Source organism: Bradyrhizobium sp. SZCCHNR1098 (genome assembly GCF_032489375.1).
In the GTDB taxonomy this organism is placed as follows: Bacteria; Pseudomonadota; Alphaproteobacteria; order Rhizobiales; family Xanthobacteraceae; genus Bradyrhizobium.
The window spans coordinates 96861-121602 of sequence record NZ_JAUEXY010000019.1; the positions used below are offsets into that span (position 1 = coordinate 96861).

Here is a 24742-nt window from a genome sequence, read left to right on the forward strand (position 1 = left end):
GCTCGCGACAATCAGGCAAACTTCTTCTGGACTTCAGCCGACACGTTGGCCGGCGCTTCAGCGTAGTGCGAGAACTGCATCGTGAAGGTCGCGCGACCCTGGCTCATGGAGCGCAGGTTGTTCACGTAACCGAACATGTTCATGAGCGGCACCATCGCGTTGATGACGTTGGCGTTGCCGCGCATGTCCTGGCCCTGGATCTGGCCACGACGCGAGTTCAGGTCGCCGATGACCGAGCCGGTGTAGTCTTCCGGGGTCACCACCTCGACCTTCATGATCGGCTCGAGCAGAACCGACTTGCCCTTCTGCAGCGCCTCGCGGAAAGCCGCACGAGAGGCGATTTCGAAGGCCAGCGCCGACGAGTCGACATCGTGATACTTGCCGTCGACCAGCGCCACCTTCACGTCGACCACCGGGAAGCCGGCGACGACGCCCGCGCCGAGCACGCTCTCGATGCCCTTCTCGACGCCCGGGATGTATTCCTTCGGAACCGCACCGCCGACGATCTTGGACTCGAACACGTAGCCGCCGCCCGGCTCGTTCGGCTCGACCACGAGGCTCACGGCCGCGAACTGGCCGGTACCACCGGTCTGCTTCTTGTGGGTGTAGTCCACGTTGGCCGGCTTGGTGATGCGCTCACGGAACGCCACCTGCGGCGCGCCGATGTTCGCATCGACCTTGTAGGTGCGCTTGAGGATGTCGACCTTGATGTCGAGATGGAGCTCGCCCATCCCCTTCAGGATGGTCTGGCCCGACTCGTGATCGGTCGACACGCGGAAGGACGGATCCTCCGCGGCCAGCTTCGCCAGCGCGACGCCCAGCTTCTCCTGGTCGGCCTTCGACTTCGGCTCGATCGCGATCTCGATGACCGGCTCCGGGAACTCCATCTTTTCCAGGATCACCTGGTTGGACGGATCGCACAGCGTGTCACCAGTGCGGGCTTCCTTGAGGCCTGCAAGAGCGACGATGTCGCCGGCATAGGCTTCCTTGATGTCCTCGCGGTTGTTCGCATGCATCAGCAACATACGGCCGATGCGCTCCTTCTTCTCGCGGGTCGAGTTCACGACACCGGTTCCCGAGGTCAGGACGCCCGAATAGATGCGGCAGAAAGTGATGGTGCCGACGAACGGGTCGTCCATGATCTTGAACGCCAGCAGCGCCAGCGGCTCCTTGTCGTCCGCCTTGCGCACGACCTCGTTGCCCTTGTCGTCGGTGCCCTTGATCGCGGGCACGTCGAGCGGCGACGGCAGATAGTCGACGACGGCGTCGAGCAAGGGCTGCACGCCCTTGTTCTTGAAGGCCGAGCCGCACAGCACCGGATAGAAGGCGCCGGTCAGCACCGCCTTGCGGATCAGGCGCTTCAGGGTCGCCTCGTCCGGCTCGTTGCCGTCCAGGAACGCAGCCAGGGCGTCGTCGTCGAGCTCGACGGCGGCTTCCACCAGCTTCTCGCGATATTCCTTGGCCTGATCGGCGAGATCAGCCGGAATCTCGGCGTAGTCGAACTTCGCGCCGAGCGCCTCGTCGTTCCAGACGATCGCCTTCATCGTCACGAGATCGATGCAGCCCTTGAAGTTGTTCTCCGCGCCGATCGGCAGCTGAATAGCCACCGGCTTCGCACCCAGGCGATCGACAATGTCGGACAGGCACTTGAAGAAGTCGGCGCCGGTCTTGTCCATCTTGTTCGCGAAGACGATGCGCGGCACCTTGTACTTGTCGCCCTGACGCCAGACGGTCTCGGTCTGCGGCTCGACGCCCTGGTTGGAGTCGAGCACGCAGACGGCGCCGTCGAGCACGCGCAAGCTGCGCTCGACCTCGATGGTGAAGTCGACGTGGCCGGGGGTGTCGATGATGTTCAGGCGCTTGCCGTTCCAGAACGCGGTGGTCGCAGCCGAAGTGATCGTGATGCCACGCTCCTGCTCCTGCTCCATCCAGTCCATCGTCGCGGCACCTTCGTGCACTTCGCCGATCTTGTGGCTCTTGCCGGTATAATAGAGGATGCGCTCGGTCGTCGTGGTCTTGCCGGCGTCGATATGCGCCATGATGCCGAAGTTGCGATAGTCTTCGATGGCGTGTTGGCGGGGCATGGATCTTTTCCCTGATTTCCGTTCGGGTCGCCGTTACCAGCGATAATGCGAGAAGGCGCGGTTGGCTTCCGCCATCCGGTGCACGTCTTCGCGCTTCTTCACGGCGTTACCCCGGTTGTTCGAGGCGTCGAGCAGCTCCGCCGAAAGCCGCTCCGTCATCGTCTTCTCGTTGCGGTCACGCGCGGCCGAGATCAGCCAGCGGATGCCCAGCGCCTGCCGGCGGGTCGAACGAACCTCGACCGGCACCTGGTAGGTCGCGCCGCCGACGCGGCGGGAGCGGACCTCGATGGTCGGCATGACGTTTTCGAGGGCCTGCTCGAACACCGTCAGCGGGCTCTGCTTGGTCTTGGCCTCGATGAGGCCGAACGCGCCGTAGACGATACCTTCGGCGACCGACTTCTTGCCGGCGTACATCACCGAGTTCATGAACTTGGTGACAATGATGTTCCCGAACTTCGGATCCGGAAGCACTTCACGCTTTTCGGCTGAATGGCGACGCGACATGTGATCTTGTTCCCGCTTCTCTCGAACGTCTTACTTCGGACGCTTCGCGCCATACTTCGAACGGCGCTGCTTACGGTTCTTGACGCCCTGGGTATCCAGCACGCCGCGGAGGATGTGGTAGCGCACGCCCGGCAAGTCCTTGACGCGGCCGCCGCGGATCATGACCACCGAGTGCTCCTGCAGGTTATGACCTTCACCCGGGATGTAGCCGATCACCTCGAAGCCGTTGGTCAGGCGCACCTTGGCGACCTTACGAAGCGCCGAGTTCGGCTTCTTCGGGGTCGTGGTGTAGACGCGCGTGCAAACGCCACGCTTCTGCGGCGACTGCTGCAGCGCCGGCACCTTCTTGCGCGACTTCTGCACTTCGCGCGGATTTGCGATCAGCTGGTTGATCGTCGGCATCTTGGCCTTCACCCTTCTCAACGTTCGCACGGAGACCGCGACCGGCTTCCGCAAATTCTGTTCGAGGTTCCCCGCCTCACCGGGCCGTTCGCGCGATCAAAACCCACGCAAAACGAAATCGCGCCAACCGTTCATCGCTGAACGGAAAGCGCTTGACGCCACAGAGGACCGCGATCACCACCAGTCAGCTTGCGCTGGCGGGCGGCCTACCGAGGTCATGCATCCGAAATTGGTCTCAGGAGAACGAGCTCGAGAGATCTAATATCGTTTTGGCATTGCCTAGCTATGATCGACAGCGTTTGAGCGGCATTCGTCGAGGGTGGTGCCCGTCCCACCCTGTTCTGGGTGGTCTGGGTGATCCGTACCGACGCTGGCGAAGCTCACCGCCTGTCGTTGAGTGCCGGCCTTTTATAAGCGGTAAATATCCAAGTCAAGCAAAACGACGCCGCAGGACGCTCAAAGAAGCGCTTCTGGCCGCTGCAGTTTCCGCTCCGACGGTGCCCCCGCGTCCTAAGGTATCTGTAGACCGCAGAGCCCTACCCGCGCCTGCGCAGTCACCTCTCCAACCCGGGACATATCCAGAGACATTGAAGATAAGGCTTTTTTCGGCTTTGGCCGACAAGGATGGCGCCAAGACGAGGCGCCCGGTGACAGAACATACCGATATTGCGATCATTGGCGGCGGCTTGGCCGGCGCGATCACGGCCGCCATGCTCGGGCGTGCGGGCATCCCGGCGATTCTGGTCGATCCCCATGCGATCTACCCGGCCGACTTTCGAATCGAGAAGATCTCCGGTGCCGGGCAGATCGACCGGTTCCGTCGCACCGGGATCGCCGACAAGGCGTTAACCCAAGCCACCCTGGCCCCGGAGAACTGGATCGCCCGATTCGGCTACGTGCTCGAACGGGCGCCAGTCCAGCAATATGGCATCCTGTACGATACGCTGGTGACGGCCGTGCGTGACGAGATCCGTGGCCCTGTGACGCGAATCGTCGCCAAGGCCGTGGCGATCACGCCAGGCGAGGATCGCCAGTCGGTCGTGCTGTCCAACGGGCAGACGATCTCGGCCCGCCTCGTCGTGCTCGCCAACGGGCTGAACGTTGGGCTGCGGCACATGCTGGGAATCACCCGCAAGATCACCAGCCCCGCGCATTCCGTCTCGATCGGCTTCGACCTGACGCCGGTCGGCCGCGCCGCCTTCCCGTTCCCGGCCATGACCTACTTCCAGGAGCGGGCCAGTGCGCGGGTGCCCTACATCACCCTGTTCCCGATCGGCGAGCGCATGCGGGCGAACCTGTTCGCCTATCGCGAGGTGGATGATCCCTGGCTGCGGGCGATCCGGCGCGCCCCGGTCGAAACGCTGACGACCGCCCTGCCCGGCCTGCGGCGGATCACTGGCGAGTACGCCGTGAGCGGCGAGGTGAAGGTCCGGCCGGCCGATCTGATCACCAACAGCGGATATCGCATGCCCGGCGTGGTGCTCGTCGGCGACGCCTTCTGCACCACCTGCCCCGTCACCGGCACCGGCTCCGACAAGGTGTTCACCGATGTCGAGCGCCTCTGCAACGTCCACATTCCGCGCTGGCTGGCGACTGACGGCATGGGCGAGGCCAAGATCGCGGCCTTCTATGCGGACCCGGTCAAGATGGCCTGCGATGCGTGGTCGCTCGAGAAGGCCTGGAATTTCAGATCCGTCTCGATCGGGACCAGCCCCTATTGGCAGGCGCAGCGCTGGGCACGCTTTGCAGTCTCGCTCGGCCGCGGCACGCGGCAGCGGCTGACGAAGACCATTGCGCCGCTCAACGCTTATTCGTCGTCATCGTCATCATCATCATCGTCTTCATCGCTGTCGTCGTCGGCCTGATCGGCCCGACTCGGCTGGTGGCCCTGGTCGTCCCACAGCTTGCGATAGACACCGTTCTTGGCCAAGAGCTCGGCGTGGCTGCCGCGCTCGATCGCCCGGCCGCCAGAGATGACGATGATCTCGTCCATCTCGACCACCGAGGTCAGGCGGTGGGTCGACCAGATCATGGTGCGGCCCTTGGCGACCTTGAGCAGGGTGCGGTTGATTGCGGCTTCCGTGGTCTGGTCGAGCGCCGAGGTCGCCTCGTCGAGCAGCAGCACGGAGGGATTGCGGATGATGGCGCGGGCGATTGCGATGCGCTGGCGCTGGCCGCCGGACAGCGTGTCGCCGCGCTCGCCGACGAGCGTGTCGTATTTCTGCGGCAGGCTCATGATGTAGCGGTGGATCTCGGCCTTCTTGGCCGCCTCCTCCACCTCGGCGTCGGTGGCGCCCTCCTTGCCGAGCCGGATGTTCTCCCGCAGCGACATGTTGAACAGCATGTTCTCCTGGAACACCACGGCCATGCTGCCGCGCAGCGAATCGCGCGTGACCCTGCGGATGTCGACGCCGTCGATGGTGACGCGGCCTTCGTTGGGCACGTAGAGTCGCAGGATCAGGTTGAGCAGCGTGCTCTTGCCCGAGCCCGACGGACCGACGATCGCGATCCGCTTGCCGACGTCGAGCTTGAGGCTGAGATTGTCGAGCACCGGCGTCTGGCTGCCCTCGTACTGGAAGGTCACGCGCTCGAAGGTGATGTCGTGGCTGATGCGGGGCAGATCCGGCGCGCCCGGCCGGTCGGCGCCGCGGGTCGGCTCGTCCAGCAGCTCCTGCATGTGCCGGATTGCGGCCGCCGAGGAAATCGACACCGGCACGAAGTGCATGACATGGGCGATGTTGTAGGACACCTCCCAGAACGCGCTCTCGAAGGTGACGAAGGTGCCGATGGTGATCTGGCCCTTGGTGGCGAGATAGGCGCCTAGGGCGAGCACGACGAGATGCAGCAGCAGCACGGAGATCGTGACCGTGCGCTCGACCATGGTCGACAGGAACATCGCATCGGCCATCTTGCGCCGCGCCGCGTCGTTGCGGAAGCTGAACCAGCCGAATACCTTGCGGTGCAGGCTGAAGGCCTTGATGACGGCTTGCGCCGCGATGTTCTCCTGGATCACGCCGAGCAGCGACGCCTCGTTCAGCTTCTGCTCGTAATTGGCCTGAACCGCCTTCGGCGTCAGGATGCGCGGGCCGATCAGGGTGATCGGAAACACCAGCAGCGCGATCGCAGCGAGCTGCCAGTTGAGGAACAGCATCAGAATGATGCCCGCAATCAGCTCGAGGAACGGCAGCACAGCGCTGTTGGCGAAACTCTTCACGACGTTCTCGAACGCCGACATGTCGACCGAGAAGCGCGACAGGATCTCGCCGCGCTTGGTGCGCTGGAAATAGGCGGCCGGCAGGTTCTGCACGTGGTCGAACAGACGGGTGCGGACATCCGAGATGACGCAGGCCGCCAGACGCGCATCCCAGCGCTCGTAGAGCACGGCAACGATCGAGGTGAAGATGCCCGCAACGGCCAGCACGCCGAGGATGCGATAGAGCGCCTCGAAATCCTCCTCGCCGAGCGCATCGTCGATCAGGAACTTGAGGCTGAGCGGCATGATGACGTTGAACAGCGTCTCGATCAGGACGCCGATCGACACGAAAGCCAGCATCTTCTTGTATCTGGCGAGCAGCGGCGAGACGAAGCCGTAGATGGTCGCAAGCGCACCGGCGGCCTCGCGGGCCGTGTAGACGACGAGATCCTCGTCGTCGTCATCATCGTCGTCGAGATCGTCGCCCTCGTCCTCGCCGTCCTCATCGTCGTCCTCGTCGGAGGGCGGCGGCGCAGGCTTGCTTGCCTGTGGTGGCTTGGTGGCCTGCGGCGGCTTGGATGCCTGCGGCGGTTTGGCGGCCTGCGACGGCTCGGAGGGCTGCGACGGCTCGGAGGGCTGCGGCGCTTCAGATGTGTGCTGCGCTTCGGCTGCCAGTGGCGCGTTGGCGGCGAGCGGTGTTTCCGGCGCTTGGGGTGCCTGCGGCGCTTGGGGCGCGGCGGTTCCAGAAAGCCGCTTCGCGATCTCGGCTGCGGCGCCCGCGGCAGCCGCAATTCGCTCGCCGGCAATCCGATCGTCCGCGGCCTGACCGGGCGGCGCCGAGGTCGAATTGGATTTCGAACCTCGTTTCGAGCCTGATTTGGAAGCCGGTCTCGACTCTGACTCTGGTTTCTTGGGCGCCATGCAACCAACCGAAGCAGCGCGGCCGACGAGAGCGCCAGCCTTGCGCGTCAGGCCTTTAACATCTGCACAGCGCCGCGGCCAGCGTCCTCAATCTTCGTCCTCGACCTTGTCGAAGAACGAATAGCGCAGGCTGTCGGCGTCGGCGTACCACTGACCGGGCCCCTTGTTGGCCGCGAGCGTCGCAGCCCACACCTCGTCGGTGCAATCGCGGCGGTGCATGGCCAGATCAAACCCGTTGCCGAAGAACAGCTCCGACCACTCCCACCAGGTGCCGAGCTTCTTGACCCCACGCAGCAGGTCGTAGCGGTCGACCAGCGCCGGGGCCATGTCCGAGGTGATCGAGCCGAACACGAGGCCGGTCTTGACGACACGGTTGAGCTCGCGGACCGCGCGCGCAACCTGCTTGTCACCGAGGTGGCAGAGGCTGGTCTCGAACACGAAATCGAACTCACCGGTCTTGAACGGCATGTCGGTGATCGAGCCGAGCTTGTTGTACTTCTTCAGCGCCTTCGGCGTCTTGCCGTGGATGTAGCGGTTGTTCTCGATGCCCCAGGCATCGATGCCACGCTCGCGGAGCGCACCCACCAGCTCGCCGCTCGCGGAGCCGGCGACCAGGAGCTTGTAGCCCTTGCCCTTGCCGGCCCGGTTCCAGACGATCTTGATCAGGCTGGTCAGATAGTCCGGATCGGTGAACTGCGACCACGCTTCGCTGTACGGCCCCTGCCCGCGATAATTGTCGAAATAGTCGCGGTCGATCTTGTCCGACAGCGGCATCTCGGCCTGCGAGCGGGCGCGGCGCAGCCGCATCATCTCGGTCAGGATGATGTCGGTGGCCGCATCCGAGGAATCGAGCAGCCCGTTCAAGGTCGAGTCGAACAGGTAGTCTCCGACCACGACGATACCGGGGTGCTCCTTCGGCTCAGGCCGGTGATTGGTCATGACGTCGCGCACCGGCAGACCGCCGGGCAGCGCGTTGACCGACGACAGCCAGCGATGGATCTTGCCTTCCATGAAGTGCGCGCGCGCGTCGCCGAGCGCCGCTGGGAGCGACTTCAGCGCGGCATCGATCAGCTCCTGGTCCGACAGATTGGCGAAGGCGAGCGCATCCGAGCCCGCGATCAGCCAGTTCAGCACGCCGTGCTTGCCGACGTCGTGGCGCGAGCCCTCGTTGTAGATGCAGCAGCCGCCGAACGCCTCCGACATAAACCAGGAGCCCGGAATCTTCTCGCCCCAGAACGGCTCGTCGAACAGGATCGAGACGCGCAGATAATGCGCGGGACGATCGAAATAGGCGATGTGCTTGACCATGGACTGGCGCAGCTTCTCGCCGTCCCAGCCGACCGTCGACAGCCAGGAATGCGGCAGACACACCAACACGAGATCGAACTCGCGCGTCTCCGGCCCCTTGCCGTTCATCATGTTGAGCCGGTAGCGGCCCTGCTCGGTCTTGCCGATGCGGAGCACGCGATGATTGAGTTTGATGTCAGCATCAACCTCCGAGCGAAGGCACTCGATCAGCTGCTCATTGCCGTTCTGGATCGAGTACAGGCCGATATAGTCGTCGATATCCATCACGAAGTTCTTGAGCGCATTGAGGCCGTTGGTGTTGTGGGCCTCGGTCGCGAGGTCGGAGCGCGACATCACCTTGAAGAAGCGCTTGGCCGTGGGATCCTCGACCTCCTCGTCGAGCAGCTCTTCGCAGGTCTTGTAGGCCCAGGGGTGCTCGTTATCGTGGGCGCCGACGCCTTCGTAATATTCGACCGGCGACATTACCTCCGTACAACGCTTGCGGAACGCCTCGACGGCAGCGGCCGTCTTCGGGCCGTACTTGCGGCGCAGCCCGGGCACGTCGTCGAGCAGCTCGCCGTCGAGCTGGACCTGCAGCGCATCCATCGGAATCGTCTGCAGACCGAAATGCTGGATCAGCTCGCGCAGCGGATCAGGGCCGGTCATCGAGTAGTCGTAGATTTCTGCGACACCAGCCTCATACATCGCCGGTGCGGTATCGAACTTGCTCGTCACGATCTTGCCGCCGAGCCGGTCGGATGCCTCGAAGATCGTCACCTTGCAGAGATCGCCGAGTTTGCGCCTCAGGTACCAGGCGCTCATCAGGCCACCCGGACCGCCACCAACAATCGCAAGGTCAAGCATCGAAGTTCCGCCATCTCCGGCTGTCAGCGACATCGCCGGTCGTCCATATCAGGGGTCCTGCCACCCTCGGGGCTCGATCGGCCATAGCGTACCCGGCCCGCAAAAGATTTGCGCCGGAGCAAATCGGCGCATCGCCACGGGAGTCGACGGAAATCAGCTCAGCGGATCTGATGCTTCCAAAAGCGCCTCTGTCCCTGAAGGGAAGATGAACAACGGGGCAGCAGCACGGCGACAGGAGAAGAAAATGTTAAAAAAGGCCAGCAACCGCCGGCCTTTTTCTACGCGCGATGAACGCACGGCAGACCCCAACACCGTCAGGGTCTGCCGCAATCGTCCGTTCACTCTGCCGGCGGCAGAGCGAGCGGCTGAGGCTCCGGCTGCGCCGGCACGATCGCCGCCTGCTTCTCGCGCTCGTCGAGAATCAGCTTGTCGCGCTTCAAGGCGACTTCGCGGATGCGGGCCATCGAGGCGCCGGTGCCAGCCGGGATCAGACGGCCGACGATGACGTTCTCCTTGAGACCCTCGAGCGGATCGATCTTGCCGTTGACCGCCGCCTCGGTGAGGACGCGGGTGGTCTCCTGGAACGAGGCCGCCGAGAAGAACGACCGGGTCTGCAGGCTCGCCTTGGTGATGCCGAGCAGAACCGGAGTGCCTGTGGCCGGCTTCTTCGCCTCCTCCACGGCTTTCGCGTTGAGCAGGTCGAACTCGATCTTGTCGACCTGTTCGCCCGAGATCATGTCGGTGTCGCCCTGGTCGGCGATCTCCACCTTCTGCAGCATCTGACGGACAATCACCTCGATGTGCTTGTCGTTGATGAGCACGCCCTGCAGCCGGTAGACCTCCTGGATCTCGTTGACCAGATAGGCCGCGAGCTCCTCGATGCCCTTGATCGCCAGGATGTCGTGCGGCGCGGGGTTGCCTTCAACGATGAAGTCGCCCTTCTCGACGATGTCGCCATCCTGCAGATGGATGTGCTTGCCCTTCGGGATCAGGTACTCGCGCGGCTCCTCGGTCTTGTCGACCGGCTCGATCGAGATGCGACGCTTGTTCTTGTAGTCGCGACCGAACCGGATGGTGCCGGCGATCTCAGCGATGATCGCGGCATCCTTCGGCTTGCGCGCTTCGAACAGCTCCGCCACCCGCGGCAGACCGCCGGTGATGTCGCGCGTCTTGGCGCTTTCGGTCGAGATACGCGCCAGGATGTCGCCTGGCTTCACCGTCGCACCGACGTCGACAGAAAGAATCGCGTCGACCGACAGCATGTAGCGGGCATCGCCGCCGCGGGCGAGCTTGAGCACCTTGCCGTCCTTGCCCTTGATCACGATCGCCGGACGCAGATCCGCGCCACCGCGCGTTCCACGCCAGTCGATGACCACGCGCTTGGCAATACCGGTGGATTCGTCGAGCGTTTCCGAGATCGACAGACCTTCGGTCAGATCCTCGAACCCGATCGTGCCCTCCGCTTCCGTGAGGATCGGGCGGGTATAAGGATCCCACTCGGCGATGCGCTGGCCGCGCTTGATCATGTCGCCGTCGTCGACGTGCATGCGCGAGCCGTACTGGATACGGTGCGTCGCACGCTCGGTGCCGTCGGGGTCGACGATCGTCACGACCATGTTGCGGACCATCGCGATCAGGTGACCCTCGCTGTTGCGAGCGATCGACTTGTTCCTGATGACCACCTTGCCTTCGAAGTTCGATTCCACGAAGGACTGCTCGTTCAGCTGCGCTGCGCCACCGATGTGGAAGGTGCGCATCGTCAGCTGGGTGCCGGGCTCACCGATCGACTGCGCGGCGATGACGCCGACAGCCTCGCCATGATTAACCGGCGTGCCGCGCGCCAGATCGCGGCCGTAGCACATCTTGCAGATGCCGTTGACAAGCTCGCACGTCAGCGCAGAGCGGATCTTCACCTCCTGCACGCCAGCCTGCTGGATGGCGTCGATGTGGCTCTCCTCCATCAGCGTGCCGGCCTTGACCAGCACGGCGTTGGTCGCGGGATCACGCACGTCATCGCAGGGCACGCGGCCCAGGATGCGCGAGCCGAGCGAAGCCACGACCGTGCCGGCATCGACGATGGCGCGCATCTTGATGCCGAGATGGGTGCCGCAATCGTCCTGCGTGATGATGCAGTCCTGCGCGACGTCGACCAGACGACGGGTCAGGTAGCCCGAGTTCGCGGTCTTCAACGCGGTGTCCGCGAGGCCCTTGCGGGCGCCGTGGGTCGAGTTGAAGTACTCGAGAACCGACAGACCTTCCTTGAAGTTCGAGATGATCGGCGTCTCGATGATCTCACCCGACGGCTTGGCCATCAGGCCGCGCATGCCGGCGAGCTGACGCATCTGGGCCGGCGAACCGCGGGCACCGGAATGCGACATCATGTAGATCGAGTTGATGTCGGCATCCGCCCCCGTCGCCGTCTTCTTGGTGACGGAGATTTCCTTCATCATCTCCTTGGCGATCTCTTCGCTGGCCTTCGACCAGGCGTCGACGACCTTGTTGTACTTCTCGCCGTGGGTGATCAGACCGTCATTGTACTGCTGCTCGAAATCCTTCGCCAGCGTACGGGTGGTGTCGACGATCTTCCACTTGCCCGCCGGCACGACCATGTCGTCCTTGCCGAACGAGATGCCCGCCTTGAAGGCGTTGTAGAAGCCGAGCGCCATGATGCGGTCGCAGAAGATCACCGTCTCCTTCTGGCCGCAGTGACGATAGACCTGATCGATCACGCCCGAGATTTCGCGCTTGGTCATCAGCTTGTTGATGACCTCGAACGTGACGCGCGGATGCTTCGGCAGGAGATTGCCGAGCATGACGCGGCCCGCGGTGGTTTCGATCCAGCGCTTGGCGACCTTGCCGGTCTCGTCCATGCCCTCCCAGCGATACTTGATCTTGCTGTGGAGATGGATGGCCTTGGCGTGCAGCGCATGCTCGAGCTCGGCCATGTTGCCGAACGCCATGCCCTGGCCGGGCATGCCTTCGCGCATGATCGAGACGTAGTAGAGACCGAGCACGATGTCCTGCGACGGCACGATGATCGGCTGACCATTGGCCGGATGCAGGATGTTGTTGGTCGACATCATCAGGACGCGCGCTTCCAGCTGCGCTTCGAGCGACAGCGGAACGTGGACGGCCATCTGGTCGCCGTCGAAGTCGGCGTTGAACGCGGAGCACACCAGCGGATGCAGCTGGATCGCCTTGCCCTCGATCAGCACCGGCTCGAACGCCTGGATGCCGAGGCGATGCAGCGTCGGCGCGCGGTTCAACAGCACCGGATGCTCGCGGATGACCTCGTCCAGGATGTCCCAGACCTCCGGACGCTCCTTCTCGACCAGCTTCTTGGCCTGCTTGACCGTCGTCGACAGGCCCTTGGCATCGAGCCGCGAATAGATGAACGGCTTGAACAGCTCGAGCGCCATCTTCTTCGGCAGGCCGCACTGGTGCAGGCGCAGCTCCGGACCGACCACGATGACCGAGCGACCGGAATAGTCGACGCGCTTGCCGAGCAGGTTCTGACGGAAGCGGCCCTGCTTGCCCTTGAGCATGTCGGCGAGCGACTTCAACGGACGCTTGTTGGCGCCGGTGATGACGCGGCCGCGGCGGCCGTTGTCGAACAGCGCATCCACCGCTTCCTGAAGCATGCGCTTCTCGTTGCGGATGATGATGTCCGGCGCGCGCAGCTCCATCAGCCGCTTCAAACGGTTGTTGCGGTTGATGACGCGGCGGTAGAGGTCGTTGAGGTCGGAGGTCGCGAAGCGGCCGCCGTCGAGCGGGACCAGCGGCCGCAGGTCCGGCGGGATCACCGGCACCACGGTCATGATCATCCATTCCGGCTTGTTGCCGGAGTGGCGGAAGGCCTCGACGATCTTCAGACGCTTCGCGAGCTTCTTGTGCTTGATGTCGGAGTCGGTCTCCTGCATCTCCGCACGCAGCGTCTGCTCGAGCTTCTCCAGCTCGAGGCCGCGCAGCAGCTCACGGATGGCCTCCGCGCCGATCATGGCGGTGAAGCTGTCCTGGCCGTATTCGTCCTGCGCCTTGAGATACTCGTCCTCGGACAAGAGCTGACGGTCCTTGAGCGCGGTCAGACCCGGCTCGAGAACGACGTAGTATTCGAAGTACAGGATCCGCTCGAGATCCTTCAGCGTCATGTCGAGCAGGAGGCCGATGCGCGAGGGCAGCGACTTCAGGAACCAGATGTGCGCGACGGGAGCGGCGAGCTCGATATGGCCCATGCGCTCGCGCCGGACGCGCGACAGGGTCACCTCGACCGAGCACTTCTCGCAGATGATGCCCTTGTACTTCATCCGCTTGTACTTGCCGCACAGGCACTCGTAGTCCTTGATCGGCCCGAAGATGCGGGCGCAGAACAGGCCGTCGCGCTCGGGCTTGAAGGTGCGGTAGTTGATCGTTTCCGGCTTCTTGATCTCGCCGTAGGACCAGGACAGAATCTTCTCCGGAGACGCAATCGAGATCCGGATCTGGTCGAAGACCTGAGCCGGCGTCGTCGGATTGAAGAGATTCATAATTTCTTGGTTCATCGTATTCTCCTCGCGGGCCGATCGGGGGTCGGCCGCAAATTCGAAAATCTCTCAACGGGCGCCTTGTCCTGACCCGCGGGGGAAGGCGCCGGCACCCGGCCGTCCGAGACGGCCGGGCCTGACCTCTTGAACTACTCGGCGGCTTCCGACGTCGGCGCCGGTCCGAGCTTGGAGTTGTGCAGGTCGACGTTGAGGCCGAGCGAGCGCATTTCCTTGACCAACACGTTGAACGATTCCGGAATACCGGCCTCGAACGTGTCGTCGCCGCGCACGATCGCCTCGTAGACCTTGGTGCGGCCGGCGACGTCGTCCGACTTCACCGTCAGCATCTCCTGCAGCGTGTAGGCCGCGCCGTAGGCTTCGAGCGCCCACACCTCCATTTCGCCGAAACGCTGGCCGCCGAACTGGGCCTTGCCGCCCAGCGGCTGCTGGGTGACCAGCGAGTACGGGCCGATCGAACGCGCATGGATCTTGTCGTCGACCAGATGGTGCAGCTTCAGCATATAGATGTAGCCGACCGTCACCTTGCGATCGAACGCATCGCCGGTGCGGCCGTCATAGACCGTCGACTGACCGGAGGCGTCGAGGCCGGCGAGCTTCAACATCTCCTCGATGTCGGCCTCCTTGGCGCCGTCGAACACCGGCGTGGCGATCGGCACGCCACGGCTCAGATTGTGACCAAGCTCGATCAACTCGTTGTCGTTGAGCGACTTGATGGTCTCGTCATCGCCGTAGATCCGCTTCAAGGTCTCCTTCAGCGGCTTCACGTCCTGCTTCGACAGGTAGGCATCGACCGTCTGGGCGATGCGCTTGCCGAGTCCGGCGCAGGCCCAGCCAAGATGCGTCTCGAGGATCTGTCCGACGTTCATGCGCGAGGGCACGCCCAGCGGGTTCAGCACGATGTCCGCATGCGTGCCGTCCTCGAGGAACGGCATGTCCTCGATCGGCACGATCTTGGAGACGACGCCCTTGTTGCCGTGACGGCCGGCCATCTTGTCGCCCGGCTGGATCTTGCGCTTCACCGCAACGAAGACCTTGACCATCTTCATCACGCCTGGCGGCAGCTCGTCGCCACGCTGCAGCTTCTCGACCTTGTCGAGGAAGCGCTGTTCCAGCCCCTTCTTCGACTCGTCGTACTGCTTCCGCATGGCCTCGATCTCGGCCATCAGCTTGTCGTTCGGCGACGCGAACAGCCACCACTGCGACTTCGGATACTCGTCGAGCACCGCGCGCGTGATCTTGGTGTCCTTCTTGAAGCCCTTCGGACCGGAGATGCCCTGACGGCCATCCAGCATGTCGGCGAGACGGCTGTAGACGTTGCGGTCCAGGATCGCCTGCTCGTCGTCGCGGTCCTTGGCCAGACGCTCGATCTCTTCCCGCTCGATCGCCAGCGCACGCTCGTCCTTGTCGACGCCGTGCCGGTTGAACACGCGGACTTCGACGATCGTGCCCTGCACGCCCGGCGGCACCCGCAGCGAGGTGTCGCGCACGTCCGAGGCCTTCTCGCCGAAGATGGCGCGCAGCAGCTTCTCTTCCGGCGTCATCGGGCTCTCGCCCTTCGGCGTGATCTTGCCGACCAGGATGTCGCCGGCGCGCACCTCCGCGCCGATATAGACGATGCCGGCTTCGTCGAGGTTCTTCAGCGCCTCTTCCGACACGTTCGGAATGTCGCGCGTGATTTCCTCCGGACCCAGCTTGGTGTCGCGGGCCATCACCTCGAATTCCTCGATATGGATCGAGGTGAAGACGTCCTCCTTCACGATCCGCTCGGAGAGCAGGATGGAGTCCTCGAAGTTGTAGCCGTTCCACGGCATGAACGCGACCAGCACGTTGCGGCCGAGCGCGAGCTCACCGAGATCGGTCGACGGACCGTCAGCGATGATGTCGCCCTTCTTGACGATGTCGCCGACCTTCACCAGCGGACGCTGGTTGATGCAGGTCGACTGGTTCGAGCGCTGATACTTCATCAGCCGGTAGATATCGACGCCCGACTTGGTCGGATCGAGATCCTCCGTGGCGCGGATGACGACGCGGGTGGCGTCGATCTGGTCGATCACGCCGGAGCGGCGCGCCGCGATCGCGGCGCCCGAGTCACGGGCCACCACACCTTCCATGCCGGTACCGACGAACGGCGCCTCGGCGCGAACCAGCGGCACGGCCTGGCGCTGCATGTTCGAGCCCATCAGCGCGCGGTTGGCGTCGTCGTTCTCGAGGAACGGGATCAGCGCAGCGGCCACCGAAACGAGCTGCTTCGGCGACACGTCCATGTAGTCGACCTTGTCGGGCGTCATCGGCACGACTTCGCCGGCATGACGGCAGACCACGAGGTCCTCGGTGAAGCGGCCCTTGGCATCGAGCGGCACGTTGGCCTGCGCGACGCGGTAGCGCCCCTCCTCCATGGCCGACAGATACACCACCTCGTCGGTGACCCGGCCGTCCTTGACCTTGCGGTACGGCGTCTCGACGAAGCCATACTTGTTGACGCGGGCGAAGGTCGCCAGCGAGTTGATCAGGCCGATGTTCGGACCTTCCGGCGTCTCGATCGGGCAGATGCGGCCGTAATGCGTCGGATGCACGTCGCGCACCTCGAAGCCGGCGCGCTCGCGGGTCAGACCGCCCGGTCCAAGCGCCGACAGGCGGCGCTTGTGGGTGATCTCCGACAGCGGGTTGGTCTGGTCCATGAACTGCGACAGCTGCGACGAGCCGAAGAATTCGCGCACGGCAGCGGCGGCGGGCTTCGCGTTGATCAGGTCCTGCGGCATCACGGTGTCGATGTCGACGCTCGACATGCGCTCCTTGATGGCGCGCTCCATGCGCAACAGGCCGATGCGGTACTGATTCTCCATCAGCTCGCCGACCGAGCGAACGCGGCGGTTGCCGAGATGGTCGATGTCGTCGATCTCGCCCTTGCCGTCACGCAGGTCGACCAGGGTCTTGATGACCGACAGGATGTCTTCCTTACGCAGCGTGCGCTGGGTGTCGGGCGCATCGAGCTCGAGGCGCATGTTCATCTTGACGCGACCGACCGCGGAGAGGTCGTAGCGCTCGGCATCGAAGAACAGCGACTGGAACATCGCCTGCGCCGAATCGAGCGTCGGCGGCTCGCCCGGACGCATCACGCGGTAGATGTCGAACAGCGCATCCTCACGCGTCATGTTCTTGTCGGCCGACAGCGTGTTGCGGATGTAGGGGCCGACATTGACGTGGTCGATGTCGAGCAGCGGCAGGTCCTTGTAGCCCTGCTCGTTCAGCACCTTGAACAGCTTGTCGGTGATCTCCTCGCCGGCCTCGGCGTAGATCTCACCCGTCTTCGGATTGACGAGATCCTCGGCGATGTAGTTGCCGAGCAGCTCCTCGTCCGACATGCGCAGCGCCTTCAGCCCCTTCTCCTGGAGCTGGCGGGCGGCGCGCACGGTGAGCTTCTTGCCGGCCTCGAGCACGACCTTGCCGGTGTCGGCGTCGATCAGGTCGTTCACGGTCGAATAGCCGCGGAACCGGTTGGCGTCGAACGGAACGCGCCAGCCTTCCTTGATGCGCTTGTAGATCAGCTTCTTGTAGAAGGTCGACAGGATCTGCTCGCCGTCGAGGCCGAGCGCGAACATCAGCGACGTCACCGGCAGCTTGCGGCGACGGTCGATGCGCGCGAACACGATGTCCTTGGCGTCGAACTCGATATCGAGCCAGGAGCCGCGATACGGAATGACGCGGGCAGCGAACAGCAGCTTGCCCGACGAATGGGTCTTGCCCTTGTCGTGGTCGAAGAACACGCCCGGCGAACGGTGCATCTGCGAGACGATGACGCGCTCGGTGCCGTTCACGATGAAGGTGCCGTTCATGGTCATGAGCGGAATGTCGCCCATGTACACGTCCTGCTCCTTGATGTCCTTCACCGACTTCGCACCGGTCTCCTCGTCGATATCGAACACGATGAGGCGCAAGGTCACCTTGAGCGGCGCAGCGAAGGTCATGCCGCGCTGGCGGCACTCGTCGACGTCGTATTTCGGCGGCTCGAACTCGTAGCGGACGAATTCCAGCATCGAGGTGCCCGAAAAGTCGGAGATCGGGAACACCGAGCGGAACACCGCCTGCAGGCCCTCATCCGCTCGCCCACCCGTGGGCTCGTCCACCATCAGGAACTGGTCGTAGGACGCCTTCTGAACCTCGATGAGGTTCGGCATCTCCGCGACTTCCTTGATGTGTCCAAAGAACTTGCGAACGCGTTTGCGACCGGTGAATGTCTGCTGCGCCATCGTGGCCTCTCATTTCGTCGCCCGGAGGGGCGAACCTTCCGAAACAGCGGCTGCCACCGCCCCTTCGGGTTGAATTTCGATCCATTTCGAGGATCTGAGGCCCAAAGCCGGAACGGAAACGTCCCAGCTCTGTTCTTCAGACCAGCAAAACGCAAAACGACGCGCGAGGCGCGAGGGCGCACCCGCTCGTCACAACCATCTCGTCACGGACTGCAAAAGCCCGAAATTGCCTATCTCCCAACGGTCTAAGGGCGGAGACGCCACTCCACCGATAACCGGCTTTTCGTGCTGCCGACCCAATATGGGCCGACGATAGCCGAGATTCGAGGGGGAAGCCCCCAAATCTCCACACTTTTCCGTGTTCGGCCCGCAACGGGCGATCCTGTTGCACGCCTTTTGCAGTATCCCGGCCCGACCCGACACCTCTGCAAAACTCTTTTGTCCCGATGATGACCGGGCGATGTTACCGCCCGGTCATCATAATCTCTCGAAACCTTCGGACCTGCCTTAGGCCGCCGGAAGGCTCCGCTTGCAATCTTGCGATTACTTGAGGTCGATCTTGGCGCCAGCCTTCTCGAGCTGAGCCTTGATCTTCTCGGCCTCTTCCTTGTTGACGCCTTCCTTGACCGGCTTCGGGGCACCCTCGACCAGGTCCTTGGCTTCCTTCAGGCCCAGGCCGGTGATGGCGCGGACTTCCTTGATGACCTCGATCTTCTTGTCGCCGGCCGAGGCCAGGACAACCGTGAACTCGGTCTTCTCTTCCGCCGGAGCGGCAGCGGCAGCGGCCGGGCCAGCAACCGCGACGGCGGCAGCGGCGGACACGCCCCACTTCTCTTCCAGGAGCTTGGCGAGCTCGGCGGCCTCGAGAACGGTGAGCGAGGACAGGTCGTCGACGATTTTCTGCAAGTCAGCCATTGATCTACTTCCTTAAGATGGTTCGGTTCGAAACCAGGTTTTGAGTGTTTGCGAAGGGCGTCAGGCCGCTTCGCCCTTTGAGGCATGAGCCTGAATGACGCGCGCGACCTTGGCCGCGGGTGCGTTGGCGAGCTGGGCGAGCTTGGTCGCCGGTGCCTGGATCAGGCCGACGAGCTTGCCGCGCAGTTCGTCCAGCGACGGCAGCGAGGCGAGAGCCTTGACGCTGTCGACATTCAGGACGGTTTTACCCATGGAGCCGCCGAGGATGACGAACTTTTCGTTCGCCTTGGCGAATTCCATGGCAACCTTGGGCGCCGCGACAGGATCGTTCGAAGTTGCGATCACGGTCGGCCCCTTCAACAGGGGACCGATGCCGACGACGTCCGTGCCTTCAAGAGCAATTTTGGCGAGACGGTTCTTCGAGACCTTCACCGACGCGCCCGCCTGCTTCATCTGCATGCGCAGCTTCTGCATCTGGGCCACGGTGAGGCCGGAATAGTGAGCGACGACCGCGACGCCCGTGGTCTTGAAGACCTCGTGCAGTTCCTCGACCGCCTCTTTCTTTGCCGCTCGTTCCACAGCAAGCTCTCTCCGGTTGGCGGCCTTCGCCCGAAAGCGGGACCGCCGGGTTGCACCCGCCGCCCCACCAAACCTGACCTCCGGACGGAAGAACCCGAGGACACGCAAGGCAAAACGGCGATGAATAGCCTGCCCTTCCGCAAGGCTTTATCGGCCCACGGAGTGTCGAGGTTCGAACCAAACCTGCATGCCACCACGACAGAGGCAGTGGACATGCCGAAATCCGGTCTTCACCCGTCTATGCAGGCTGGACGATTAAGCCATTGAGGAAATTGAATTCCGCGCCGGCGCCTGCAGTCTCGGACAGGATCGGGGTGATCGGCGGACCGACCTCCCCTGCGGCATTTCGAGAGCAGAAAGATCCTTCTTTCCTTCCGAGAAATCCAAACGGATATCCTCAAAAGGAATGCTGGCTCCTCTAGACTTTCGGAATGCGCACACGGGCGCGCCAGCAAAAGCCGACCCGCCCGGAAGCCGGTTCTTTAACGGGTGAATGGCGACTTGCCAAGACCCCAAGAGCAAAAATCGCACCAGTTACGTCGGCCAGTCCCGTAGCCCGCATGAGCGTCAGCCAGCGCCCAACGGGCGCAGGCGGAAGCGAGATGCGGGACTCTCGCCAGACCGTCGCGCGGAGAAACCGGCCCCGGAGATCGCTTCCGCCTTCGCCCGAGTGGCTCCGGCGGCGCTCTTCCGGGCTACCCGTCTACCCCTTCGGGCAGGACGCCCCGGCCTCGGCCCAGGCCTTGATCAGCTCGCCGAACTGCTTCTGAGTCCCCGGCGCCGGCGTCCGCCCTGCTCCCGGATTCCAGCCCCAGCCGACCAGTTCGTCCTCAGCCATATGATGAATCAGCTGGGCCATGGTCTTGCCGCCGTTGAGCTTCGGGTCCTTGATCTGGGTGCAGATCTGGCCGAGCGATCGGTCCTGCCAAGCCATCTCGATCGGCGCCAGCTGCCACTTCGGATTGCCGGGCACGCGCGCCGGGTCGAAATTGGCTTCGTGGTGACAGGTCGTGCAGGCGAGCCCGCCTGGCGCGCCCATGCCGGCCTCGCCGCGGACCACCAGCGGCTGGTGCGGAATCATCTTGTCGGTCTGGGTCGGACGATCGCCGGCCGGATGGCAGTTCATGCAGCGCGGCGACTGCAGCACCTTGCCGGCCTCCTCGAACAGCGCCACCGCGCGCTCCTCCTTGTTGTTGATCTTCGCGAAGTCCGCTGCCGGCTTCAGGCCATTGGCCACGCGGGTCGCCTCGGGCGCGGCATAGGCGCGCTGAAGCCCCGGATAGGCCGCGACGGCAACCGCAGCCAGGCAGCCGGCGAGCAACGCCATCGCCCCCGTTCTAACCAGTCTCATGCAGTGTCTCCCGGCCGGATCGGCAATTGCGTGGGGCGCGGCAGGCCGAGCTTCGCCATGGCGTTGGCGACGGCCGGTCCGAGCGGCGGGACGCCGGGCTCGCCTACCCCCGATGGCTTCTCTGTCGACGGCACGATCGCGACCTCGATCTCGGGCATCTCGTGGATGCGCAGCGAGCGGTAGGTATCGAAATTGCCCGACACCGGACGTCCCTCGTCGAGCGGCTGCTGCGCATAGAGGATGTGGCCCAGCGCAAAGCCGATGCCGCCCTCCATCTGGGCGCGGATGATGTCGGGATTGACCGCGACGCCGCAGTCGACAGCGCACCAGACCTTGTGCATGACCGGTCCGTCGGCGCCCATCGACAGCTCGACGACCTGGGCGACGTAGGTGTTGAAGCTCTCGACTACGGCAACGCCGCGGGCGCGGCCCGCCTCGAGCTTGGCGCCCTTCCAGTCCGCGAGCTCGGCGACCGCCTTGAGCACACCGGCGTGACGCGGCTTGTCGGCCATCATCGCCAGTCGCCCCTCCACCGGATCCTGGCCGGCGGCTTCGAGCAGCTGATCGACGAACGCCTCGACAGCGTAGCCGGTGTGGGTGTGGCCGACCGAGCGCCACCACAGCACGGGCACGCCGACATCGACCTGGTGCAGGTCGCAGCGGAAGTTCGGCACCTGGTACGGGATCTCGTTCGAGCCCTCGTAGGCCGTCGCATCGAGACCGTTCTTCATGGTCATCGCCTCGAACGGCGAGCCCTTCATGATCGACTGCCCGACGATCGTATCCGACCACGCCACGATCTTGCCGTCGCGAACGACGCCGCGCATGCGATGCAGGCTGAACGGCCGGTAGTAGCCGCCGCGCATGTCGTCCTCGCGGGTCCACACCAGCTTGACCGGACGTCCCGGCCCGATCGCCTTGGCGACCTGCGCCAGCTCCATGGCGACATGGGTCGACTGCTGCGCGCGCCGGCCGAAGCTGCCGCCGGCGAGAATCGTCTTGAGATCGACCTTGGCGATGTCGAGCCCCAGCACCTGCGCGATCACGGCGTGATCAGGCGTCGGAAACTGGCTGCCGTAGCGCGCCGACGCCGTGTCGCCCTTCCAATGCAGGAAGGCGTTGATCGGCTCCATCGGCGCATGCGCCAGATAGGGGAAGACGAACTCGGTCTCGATCAGCTTGCCGCCCTTAGCGATCTCGGCGTCGACGTCGCCCTCCTGCTTGACCAGCGCACCCTGCTTCTTCGCACGCGCGCGAAACTCCTCCAGCAGCTGCGCCGTGCCGCGCGTCTCCGCCTTGCTGTCGTCCCAGGTGATCTTGAGCAGGTCACGTGCCATCTTGGCCGGCCAAAAGCCCTCGGCATAGACGGCGACGCCATTCGGCACCTCCTTGACGTCGACGACGCCAGGCACGGCCTTCGCTGCTGATGCGTCGAACGAGGCCACCTTGCCGCCGAACCGCGGCGAGCGCGCCACCAGCACGGTCAAGGTCCCCGGATCCTTGATGTCGAGCGTGTACTCGGCCGAGCCGTTCGACTTCGCCACGCTGTCGAGCCGGGTCACGGCGCCTTCCTTGCCGATCAGCTTGAAGGCGGAGGGATCCTTGAGCTGCGGGTTCGCCGGCACCGGCTGTTGCATCGCCTTGGCGGCCAGCGCGCCGAAACCGCTCTGCTTGCCGGAGGGATGCCTGACGATACCTTTATCGACCGTGATCTCCTCGGCCGGCACCTTCCATTCGTCGGCAGCCGCAGCCACCAGCATCGAGCGTGCGGCAGCGCCGACCTTGCGCATCTGCTCGTAGGAATTGGCGATCGCGCTCGAGCCACCCGTGCCCTGCACCCCGAACAAGAGATTCTTGTAGAGCACCGGATTCGAGGGCGCATGATCGGCGCGCATCTGCGACCAATCGGCATCGAGCTCCTCGGCCACCAGGGTGGCCATGCCGGTGAACGGGCCCTGTCCGAACTCGATGTGCTTGCAGAGAACGGTGACGGTGTCGTCCTGGCCGATCACCAGAAACGTGTTCGGCGCGATGTTGACGGATTTTGCCGCAGCAGCGTCCTGCGCGTAGGCGACGCCGTTGCGCGCGACATAGGTGGCGAGCACGAACCCAGCGCCGGCTTTCAACAGCGAGCGGCGCGACAAGGTCGCAGCGGCTTCAGATTTCACATGAAGGTTCATGATCAGCCCTCCAGAGTCTTGGCGGCCGAATGAATTGCGGCGCGGATGCGGACATAGCTGGCGCAGCGGCAGATGTTGCCGTTCATTGCGAGATCGATGTCCTGGTCGGTGGGCTTCGGGGTCAGGCTGAGCAGCGCGGCGGCGCTCATCACCTGGCCTGACTGGCAATAGCCACATTGTGGCACATCATGCGCGGCCCATGCCTTCTGGACGGCAACCGCTTCTTTGCTGGAGAGCCCCTCGATCGTCGTCACCTCGCTCTTCCCGACTGCCGACACCGGCAACGAGCAGGAGCGCACCGTCTGACCGTCGAGATAGACTGTGCAGGCCCCGCATTGCGCAACGCCGCAGCCATATTTGGTGCCGGTCAGCCCAACATTGTCGCGAATGGCCCAGAGCAACGGAGTGCCGGGGTCGACATCAACCTGATGCTCCCGCCCATTGATCTTCAAAGTGAACGCCGCCATGGCCCCTCGCTCTATCTGTCGTCCTAACAGCAAGAGTTAGAAGCATTCGAGAATGGTTCGCAATTCACAGAGATGTGCAGTGCGTCAAAATATTTCTGCGCGGGGCGGAACGTTTTGGACGTAGCCCGCATCAGCGTCAGCCACAGCCCGCAAAGGCGAAAGCGACATGGGGGATGGTCCGTCCCGGGTCGTTCCGCTCGCCCGGGTTACGAGCTACTTGACTTGATAAGGCATCATCTCGCCGCCGAAGAACGCTGTGAGATTCGCCACCACGCAGGCCTGCATCGCGACGTGCGACTCCCTGGTGTTGCCGCCGATATGCGGCGTCACCACCACGTTGGGCAGGGAGGTCAGCTCATCCGGCGCATGCGGCTCCGTCTCGAACACGTCGAGACCGGCACCGGCAACGGTACCCTCCTTGAGCGCCGCCACCAGCGCCCGCTCGTCGATGACCGAGCCGCGCGAGATGTTGACGATGTGGCCGTCGGTGCCGAGCTTCTTGAGGAGGTCGGCGTTGACGACGTGGGTGGTCTCGGCGCTGGCACGGACGGCGATCATCAGCACGGTGCACCATTCGGCGAGCGCATCGAGGCTCGGGAAATATTGATACGGCAGATCGTCATAGCGGGTGCGGTTGAAATAGCCGACCTCAGTCTCGAAGGCGGCTACGCGGCTCGCGATCTTGCGACCGATCTCGCCCATGCCGAAGACGCCGACCTTGCAACCGGCGAGACCGGGCGGCGGCTTCATCAGCGGCGATGGTTTTGCGGACGCCCAGCCCCCGTCGCGGACATAGGCGTCTGCCACCGTCAGCCGCCGCGTGGTCGCCAGCATCAACATCACAGCGACGTCTGCGACCGCCGCGGCATTGGCGCCCGGGCTGTGGCCGACGGCGATGTTACGGGCCGCGGCCGCCTTCAGGTCGACGCCGTCGTAACCGGTGCCATAGCAGACGATGGCCCCGAGCGCCGGCAGCCTGTCCATGTCGGCAGCCCCCAGCGGCGTGCCGCCGGCCGTGATCAGCGCCCGGATCCGCGCGACCTCGTCCGCCGGAAACACCTCGTGCGCCGGCTTGCCGCCGCTGTCGAGCAGATCGAACCGACCGGCAAAGCGCTGGGTCAAGGATTTCGGCAGGCGGGAATAGATCAGAACCTTGTCGGGCATGTCGGCCGGTACTCCAAAATGCGAAGGGCGGGACCGATGAACG

At 64.1% G+C, this 24742-nt stretch carries 14 protein-coding genes; 1 reads left to right on the plus strand and 13 read right to left on the minus strand.

What is annotated here, in order from left to right; all coding sequences use genetic code 11:
- Positions 1–11: 11 nt before the first annotated feature.
- The 3 genes from fusA to rpsL are packed head-to-tail and all read right to left on the minus strand — an operon-like array spanning position 12 to position 2990.
- Complete coding sequence (gene fusA, locus QX135_RS30510; RefSeq protein ID WP_315737597.1) at positions 12–2084, minus strand: elongation factor G; 2073 nt, start codon at positions 2082–2084, stop codon at positions 12–14.
- 33 nt (positions 2085–2117) lie between these two features.
- The gene (gene rpsG / locus QX135_RS30515) at positions 2118–2588 is read right to left on the minus strand and encodes a 30S ribosomal protein S7 (RefSeq protein ID WP_316182113.1); all 471 of its coding nucleotides are present in this window, start codon (positions 2586–2588) and stop codon (positions 2118–2120) included.
- Between the two features lie 30 nt (positions 2589–2618).
- Complete coding sequence (gene rpsL / locus QX135_RS30520) at positions 2619–2990, minus strand: 30S ribosomal protein S12 (protein ID WP_006611834.1); 372 nt, start codon at positions 2988–2990, stop codon at positions 2619–2621.
- Between the two features lie 647 nt (positions 2991–3637).
- Here rpsL and QX135_RS30525 point away from each other — a divergent pair.
- Positions 3638–4855: an NAD(P)/FAD-dependent oxidoreductase gene (locus QX135_RS30525; protein WP_316182115.1), complete on the plus strand. Its 1218-nt coding sequence runs from the start codon at positions 3638–3640 to the stop codon at positions 4853–4855.
- Here the strand turns inward: QX135_RS30525 and QX135_RS30530 are convergent.
- The 10 genes from QX135_RS30530 to QX135_RS30575 form a co-directional block, all read right to left on the minus strand.
- A complete protein-coding gene (locus QX135_RS30530; RefSeq protein ID WP_316182117.1) occupies positions 4798–7104 on the minus strand; it encodes an ABC transporter transmembrane domain-containing protein in 2307 nt (768 codons plus the stop codon). The two genes, QX135_RS30525 and QX135_RS30530, sit on opposite strands and share 58 nt — an antisense overlap.
- Positions 7105–7191: 87 nt before the next feature.
- Positions 7192–9255 carry an FAD-dependent oxidoreductase gene (locus tag QX135_RS30535; RefSeq protein ID WP_316182119.1) on the minus strand — a complete coding sequence of 688 codons (2064 nt, stop codon included), beginning with the start codon at positions 9253–9255 and terminating at the stop codon, positions 7192–7194.
- A gap of 338 nt (positions 9256–9593) precedes the next feature.
- A complete protein-coding gene (gene rpoC / locus QX135_RS30540) occupies positions 9594–13793 on the minus strand; it encodes a DNA-directed RNA polymerase subunit beta' (RefSeq protein WP_315737593.1) in 4200 nt (1399 codons plus the stop codon).
- A 131-nt stretch (positions 13794–13924) separates the two neighbouring features.
- Positions 13925–18043 carry a DNA-directed RNA polymerase subunit beta gene (gene rpoB, locus QX135_RS30545; RefSeq protein ID WP_315737592.1) on the minus strand — a complete coding sequence of 1373 codons (4119 nt, stop codon included), beginning with the start codon at positions 18041–18043 and terminating at the stop codon, positions 13925–13927.
- Positions 18044–18586: 543 nt separating this feature from the next.
- Positions 18587–18958, minus strand: coding sequence for a 50S ribosomal protein L7/L12 (gene rplL / locus QX135_RS30550; protein WP_315737591.1), 372 nt, complete (start codon positions 18956–18958; stop codon positions 18587–18589).
- A 60-nt stretch (positions 18959–19018) separates the two neighbouring features.
- Positions 19019–19537 carry a 50S ribosomal protein L10 gene (gene rplJ / locus QX135_RS30555; protein WP_315737590.1) on the minus strand — a complete coding sequence of 173 codons (519 nt, stop codon included), beginning with the start codon at positions 19535–19537 and terminating at the stop codon, positions 19019–19021.
- A 703-nt stretch (positions 19538–20240) separates the two neighbouring features.
- Positions 20241–20888 (minus strand): Isoquinoline 1-oxidoreductase subunit, encoded by a 648-nt coding sequence (locus QX135_RS30560; protein ID WP_316182120.1) that lies wholly within the window; start codon positions 20886–20888, stop codon positions 20241–20243.
- Complete coding sequence (locus tag QX135_RS30565) at positions 20885–23068, minus strand: xanthine dehydrogenase family protein molybdopterin-binding subunit (protein WP_316234446.1); 2184 nt, start codon at positions 23066–23068, stop codon at positions 20885–20887. The genes QX135_RS30560 and QX135_RS30565 overlap by 4 nt, the downstream gene beginning before the upstream one ends.
- Positions 23069–23070: 2 nt before the next feature.
- Positions 23071–23535 carry a (2Fe-2S)-binding protein gene (locus QX135_RS30570; protein WP_315754188.1) on the minus strand — a complete coding sequence of 155 codons (465 nt, stop codon included), beginning with the start codon at positions 23533–23535 and terminating at the stop codon, positions 23071–23073.
- 213 nt (positions 23536–23748) lie between these two features.
- Complete coding sequence (locus tag QX135_RS30575; protein ID WP_316182124.1) at positions 23749–24699, minus strand: 2-hydroxyacid dehydrogenase; 951 nt, start codon at positions 24697–24699, stop codon at positions 23749–23751.
- Between the last annotated feature and the right edge of the window lie 43 nt (positions 24700–24742).